This is a genomic window from uncultured Corynebacterium sp. (assembly GCF_937999985.1).
Classification (GTDB): Bacteria; Actinomycetota; Actinomycetes; order Mycobacteriales; family Mycobacteriaceae; genus Corynebacterium.
The window spans coordinates 1-5996 of record NZ_CALLDG010000049.1; the positions used below are offsets into that span (position 1 = coordinate 1).

The 5996-nt window shown below is 59.9% G+C and carries 6 protein-coding genes; 1 reads left to right on the forward strand and 5 read right to left on the reverse strand.

Going from position 1 to position 5996, the window contains the following annotated elements:
- Positions 1-155 precede the first annotated feature (155 nt).
- From glnA to Q0331_RS02125, 5 genes are all read right to left on the reverse strand, one after another.
- Positions 156-1592, reverse strand: coding sequence for a type I glutamate--ammonia ligase (gene glnA, locus Q0331_RS02105; RefSeq protein ID WP_298074440.1), 1437 nt, complete (start codon positions 1590-1592; stop codon positions 156-158).
- 15 nt (positions 1593-1607) lie between these two features.
- Positions 1608-2768, reverse strand: coding sequence for a tyramine oxidase subunit B (locus Q0331_RS02110; protein WP_298074442.1), 1161 nt, complete (start codon positions 2766-2768; stop codon positions 1608-1610).
- 284 nt (positions 2769-3052) lie between these two features.
- Complete coding sequence (locus Q0331_RS02115) at positions 3053-3634, reverse strand: flavin reductase family protein (protein ID WP_298074444.1); 582 nt, start codon at positions 3632-3634, stop codon at positions 3053-3055.
- 128 nt (positions 3635-3762) lie between these two features.
- Positions 3763-4227 carry a hypothetical protein gene (locus Q0331_RS02120; protein WP_298074446.1) on the reverse strand — a complete coding sequence of 155 codons (465 nt, stop codon included), beginning with the start codon at positions 4225-4227 and terminating at the stop codon, positions 3763-3765.
- Positions 4228-4396: 169 nt separating this feature from the next.
- The gene (locus tag Q0331_RS02125; protein ID WP_367274949.1) at positions 4397-4996 is read right to left on the reverse strand and encodes a TetR/AcrR family transcriptional regulator; all 600 of its coding nucleotides are present in this window, start codon (positions 4994-4996) and stop codon (positions 4397-4399) included.
- A 56-nt stretch (positions 4997-5052) separates the two neighbouring features.
- Here Q0331_RS02125 and Q0331_RS02130 point away from each other — a divergent pair.
- Positions 5053-5996 (forward strand): GNAT family N-acetyltransferase (locus Q0331_RS02130; protein ID WP_298074448.1); only part of this gene is annotated, 944 nt, incomplete at its 3' end.

The window sequence follows — 5996 nt, forward strand, 5'->3', positions numbered from 1 at the left end:
GAGGAGTGGCAGGAATCGCTAAAGGGCCACCCGGTCGACCAAGAGGTCAATCCCGAGCGGCCCCTGCGTTACCGCTTCTGCACCTGGACGCGGCGCTAGTCAACTAGCTTCGCGCTCTAGCGCGTGACCAGCTCCGCGCCGTAGCGCGCAGCTAACTACACGTTGTAGTACAGCTCAAACTCCTTCGGGCTTGGCCCCTGGCGCAGCGGCTGGATCTCCAGCTCGTACTTCAGGCGCACATAGGCCTGCAGGAAGTCCTCGTCGAAGACTCCCCCGGCGGTCAGGAAGTCGTGGTCTTCCTCCATTGCTGCCAGGGCGGTCTCGAGCGAGTGCGGGACCTTCGGCACCTTCTTCGCCTCTTCAGGCGGCAACTCGTAGAGGTCCTTATCCGTCGGCTCGCCCGGTTCGATGCGGTTCAGAATGCCGTCCAGCCCTGCCATCAGCTGAGCTGCGAAGCCCAGGTAGGGGTTCGAGGACGGATCCGGCGCACGGAACTCAATACGCTTGGCCGCAGGGCTATCGCCGGTCAGCGGAATGCGGATGGCCGCCGAGCGGTTGGACTGCGAATAGGCCAAGTTGACGGGTGCCTCGAAGCCGGAATATAGGCGTCGATAAGAGTTAACGGTGGGGTTCGTAAAGGCGAGCACCGCCGGGGCGTGGTGCAACAGACCACCGATGTAATAGCGCGCCATGTCGGACAGGCCCGCATAGCCCGTCTCGTCGTAGAACAGCGGCTTGCCGTCCTTCCACAGCGACTGGTGGGCGTGCATACCGCAACCACCGTCACCGGCCAGGGGCTTCGGCATGAAGGTGGCGGTCTTGCGGTGCTGCTCGGCGGTGTTCTTCACCACGTACTTGAAAGTCTGCAGGTCGTCAGCGGCGGCCAGCAGAGTATCGAAGCGATAGTTGACCTCCTGGATGCCGCCGGTGGCGACCTCGTGGTGGAAGCGCTCGATCTCGAAGCCGACCTTCTCCAGGTTGTACGCAATGTCGTCGCGCACCGGGATGGTCTTGTCGTACGGGGCGACCGGGAAGTAGCCGTCGTTGATGCGGATCTGGTTACCTCGGTTCGGCGAGCCGTCCATCATCGTCTCCTCGCCGGAGCGCCACCAACCCTCGTCGGAATCCACGCGGTGGAAGGACATGTTGGTGTCGGAGGCGTATTGGACGGAATCGAAGACGTAGAACTCCGCCTCCGCACCGATCGAGCAAGTGTCCGCCACACCGGTTTCCTTGAGGTAGTTTTCCGCCTTGCGCGCGATGGTGCGCGGGTCGCGGCGGTACGGCTGGCGGGTCAGCGGGTCTTGCACGAAGAACTGCATGTTCAGCGTGGGGTGGTCGCGGAACGGGTCTACGTAGGCGGTCGTCGGGTCCGGGATCAGCGTCATATCCGACTTATCCACGGTGGAGAAGCCGGGGATGGAGGAGCCGTCGAAGGCGAAGCCGTCCTCCGCCGCCTTGGGGGTTAGCTCGCGAGCCGGGACAGTCAGCCCGTGTTCCAGGCCGAACATGTTGGTAAAGCGAATGTCCAGGTAGCGAATGTTTTCCGACTTAATGAAGTCGATAACCTGGTCGATGCTTTTGAACTCCATGGTTCGTTCAGGCTCCTAGGTTAGCTCCGGGGTGTCCCAGAGATTCAGTTTGGTGCCGATGCCCTTCTCCAGGGCGTTTTCGTACACCTCGGTGGCCCAGGAAACGTCCTCGACGGGCATGCCGCCGATGGAGTAGAAGAAGATCTGCTCGTCGTTCGCGCGGCCTGGAGCCTTACCTGCAGCGATGGCACCGATATTGTGCAGCTTCTCCTTCGGCAGGGTGCCCTCCTCGACCATGTCCCACCAACGGTTGCCGGGGATTCCCAGCAGGCGCTCGTAGGTGACGTCCGGGCCGTTTTCCTGGAACCATTCCTTGTACAGGCCGTCGTAGTCCAGCACCAGGTTGGATTCGTCGGACTTGATGAAGTCGTCGTCGAAGCGGGCCGCTGCGGGGCACAGCACCAGCGCGCCGGGCTTGAGCCACTCGCGCTTGAAGTACGGGAAGGCCTGCGGGCCGTCCGGGGATGTGGAGGTGCCGGCGATCAGGATGTCGCTGCCCTCGATGGCCTCCTGCTCGCTGTCGACAATCTGGACGTCCAGGTTTTCGAAGCGGTCGCGGATCCACTGTGCTGCCTTTTCGGTGGAACCGGCGCTGCGGCCCTTGATCTTTACCGTCTTGATGCTGGGGCGCTGGGTGATGGAGGAGGCCAGGATGGTGCGGGACATGACGCCCGGTCCGATGATGCCTACGGTCTCTGCGTTCTCTACGGCGAGGTGCTTGACGCCCACAGCGGGAACTGCACCAGTGCGGTACGCGGACAGCAGGTTGGCCGACATGATGGCCTTCGGGGCGCCGGTGACGGCATCGTTGAGGACGAAGACGTGGATGGAGCGCGGCAGGCCGTTGGCGCGGTTCTCCGCGTTGGAGCCGTACCACTTCACGCCTGCGCCGTTGAAGCGGCCGCCGAGGTATGCGGGCATAGCCATGAAGCGACGGTCGGGGCCGTTGGCGGGCATACCTTCGTGCTCGGGGTTGTCCGGGAAGTTCACCTGCGCGCCGTGGGAGTTAGCGGATGCGCCGGCCATTCGGTAGTCGCCCTTATCCAGCAGGATCAGGGTTTCCTCCATAACGTCGACGCATCGAGCGGAATCCGTCACCCCCGCTTCAATCATGTCGGGCTCGGAAAGCCACAAAAGGTCGATGCTGGTGTCGCTGGAGCCGGTGGACTGGGTCATCGGCGAAATCTCTCCTCGAAGAATCTCGATTAGTTGGATCGGAAATTTTCTCGATCAAAAATGCGCTGGGTGCTAGCCGCAAGCGCTGTACGCTCCGGTTTTCGGAAATCGATACATCTTCAACGATACAAACCTGCGCGAATATTTTAATGAAACAACGTTTTCAATACGGTCGCGCAAACCTATGAGTCCGGCAAACCCCCTGGACTTCACATAAATAATTAAGCAAATAATTCGCCTAGCTTCCTACCCCCACATGGGTATTTGGCCAGAAAATCAGTGGACTACGCGGCCGCGGTAGTCACTTCCGATTGATGGAACACCAGTGGACGCGGCCTGTCGAGCCCCGCGCCCACGCGGTGACTAAGGTCGACAACTTGCAGAACAGCCATAGTGTGGTCGCCAACCGTGATTTCTTCGACGATTTCTGCGGTGATGTGGAGCGAAGCATCCGGGAAGAGAATCGCCTGACCAACCGTGAAGTAGTCGAGGGAATCGAAGCGCTGATCGGAAGGGCGGCAGAAGTTGTCAATGACGTGGCGGTTATGTTCGGACAGAACGCTGAGTCCGATACGGCCAGCATCACGCAAGAGAGGCCAGGTGCGCGAGGAAGCTTGGATGCTCACACTAACCAGCGCAGGCTCCAGGCTGTGAACCACGAAGGATCCCAGAACCATCCCTACAGGCTGGCCGTCGATGACGGCCGCGGCCGTGGCCAACGGAGTAGGGACGTGTGCGAACGCGCGGCGCAGCTGCGCAGGATCGGTGGGGTCCACGCTGCAGGTGGTCAAGTGTTCCGTGCGAAGATTTGGTTCCGCAGCGCGAACGGTCGGGCGATATGGGGTGCGAGAGTCAATCAATGTCATGCCACAAAGTAGACCACTCGGTCTGCATTGACATCAATACTTTAATTCAGCGGTTATTCTTCCCTTGCCGCAACATCGGACGACAGAACCAGTCCCCGTATCCGATAATGCACGAAAACCCGTCGCAGTTAGCCCTCCGACGTTTTCCGCCCCTTTATCGCAACGACTAGCGCCACAATGTAAGACACGACCGCACCCACAAAACTGAGCAAACAAAGCACTTCAGATATTTTGTTCGCTCGCCGCCCGACAAGCACCGTGAACATAGATTTCGTATCTTCTTCGACATCGGTGAAATCCACCAGAAAAAAGCCTGTTAGAACCAAGAACGCGCTGACAATAATGAAAGCCCACGACTCTCGCCAGCCGAAAACCTTGTGCGACACCCCCGAAGAATCCTCCACGTCAATACGCACTGGAATCTTCCAAAGAACGTAGAGCCCGCCGGCGAACACAAACGAAAGGGGGATAGTCACGAACATGTACCACCCAAGGGCGCCGAAGAGCATGCGTCCCAACGCGAGGAACGCCGCCGAGCTGAGAGCCATCACTAAAGCTAGGAAGGTGTCTAACTGAAAGCCTTTCAGATTCATCCCCACCGAGCTTAACTAAATTCCGCACCCCTTAGGGGTGCAAAACAAAAAAAGGGGGGGCAGTCGAGTAATCCCTAGCCCAGCCACTCCACAACTGGCCCAACTGAGCCTCCTCTCGCCATTTCTAAGTATTCCTCGCACTGCCTCTGCCCGAAATGGGATGGTTCCGTCAAGACAAAAGTTTCTTGATACCCTCGGAGAGGATTTCTTGTGGGCTAATGTGGTGCGCCGCGTGGAGGCGCGCATAAGTTGGGGCTTGTTCGGGGTCGATGGCAACACGCTTTTCGTCGGGCGCCATGGGGGCCGTCAGGGCGGCGCCGATCACTAGGTTTGATAGCCGGTAGGCAGTTCCCAACGGATCCGGGACGCCCTCTCGTTCAAGCAGGACACACATGCGCTCAGAAAGCGCCAGGTAAGCAGGGCCTCTGGGGGCGCGCATGCCGATGACTTGACCGGCCCACCGGTGGGTCGTGAGGTGCGTAAAGAAAGCCTGCATCAGGGTGGGCAGGTCGGCGTTGCTGATCGACTCGGACATTGCGGGGTCGTCTGCAAGCGCTGTATCGAGGGCGAGGTCGAATAAGTCGTCGACTGACTCCACGCGGGAGTACAAGCTAGCTGGGGCGACGCCCACCTGTTGCGCCACAGCTCTCATGGTGAGAGCCCTCAATCCACCTTCGTCCAACAGCCTTACCGATACTCTCGCAACCTCCGCAATATCCACGGCGCGGAGACGCTGCACAGGCTTTCGATGTTCCCAGTAACTCACCACACCAGCCTAGCTAAACCTGCTTGAACCACCTATCCGAACTGTGTTAGTTTTGGGACATGCTGGATGCCACCAACCTTCCGATCACTTTTGAGAACACTTGCCTGCGCCCTCTCTCCGAACTGGACGCAGATGCGTATGCAGCAGGCACCAAAGATGGAGCTGTGCGGCGCTTTGCTCACCTACCTGAACCTGACTACACCCCCGAGTCCGTGCGACGGATGATCTGTGACGAGGTCGCAGCAGGCCTCTCTTCCGGCACGTTGGCAGTCCTTGCGCTTGCCGACGCCGAGACCGACCAGTTCGTGGGTTCCATGGTTCTCTTTGATGTCAGCTCCGATGCTGCCGAGGTCGGGTTCTGGATTCATCCCGGTGCGCGAGAAGGTGGGCATGCCCGTCGGGGCTTGGAGCTGGCATCACGCTTTGCGCGCACCAGTGGACTTCGAACCCTGACGGCACGCACGCTTCCGGAAAACAAGGCCTCCCAGCACTGCTTGACGACGGCGGGATTCCGCGAGACCGGACGAGGCGTAGGGACCACGCCCGCAGGGCAGCGCGAGGAGTTGTTCCATTACCAGCGCGATCTCGTGACCGTCGCCCAGTGGCCGTTGGTGACAGAACGACTTCGACTCCGTCTGCATGAGATGGGCGATGTCGCATGGCTTCACGAGTTGTACTCGCAACCTGGCGTTGCTCGTTACCTGTTGGACGAGCCATGGACTGTGGAAGTTACCCGTGACAAGCTCGTGGAGCGGCTATCAAAAACTGACCTTGATGGTGAGGCTGCTGCACTTGCGCTAGTCATCGAGCATGACGGCACCCCCATAGGAGACGTCGCACTGTGGCTTACAGACAAGGAGCACCGCCAGGGCGAGATCGGGTGGGTTTTGAACCCGGCACACGGTGGGCAAGGATTCGCTAGTGAAGCCGTTCGCGCGGTACTTGCCCTCGGGTTTGACCATTACCATCTCCACCGCATCACCGCGCAGATGGATGCCCGCAA

Coding starts and splice junctions, on each gene's coding strand:
- glnA (WP_298074440.1), bottom strand. CDS start 1,592: ATGGAGTTCAAAAGCATCGACCAGGTTATCGACTTCATTAAGTCGGAA.
- Q0331_RS02110 (WP_298074442.1), bottom strand. CDS start 2,768: ATGACCCAGTCCACCGGCTCCAGCGACACCAGCATCGACCTTTTGTGG.
- Q0331_RS02115 (WP_298074444.1), bottom strand. CDS start 3,634: ATGACATTGATTGACTCTCGCACCCCATATCGCCCGACCGTTCGCGCT.
- Q0331_RS02120 (WP_298074446.1), bottom strand. CDS start 4,227: ATGAATCTGAAAGGCTTTCAGTTAGACACCTTCCTAGCTTTAGTGATG.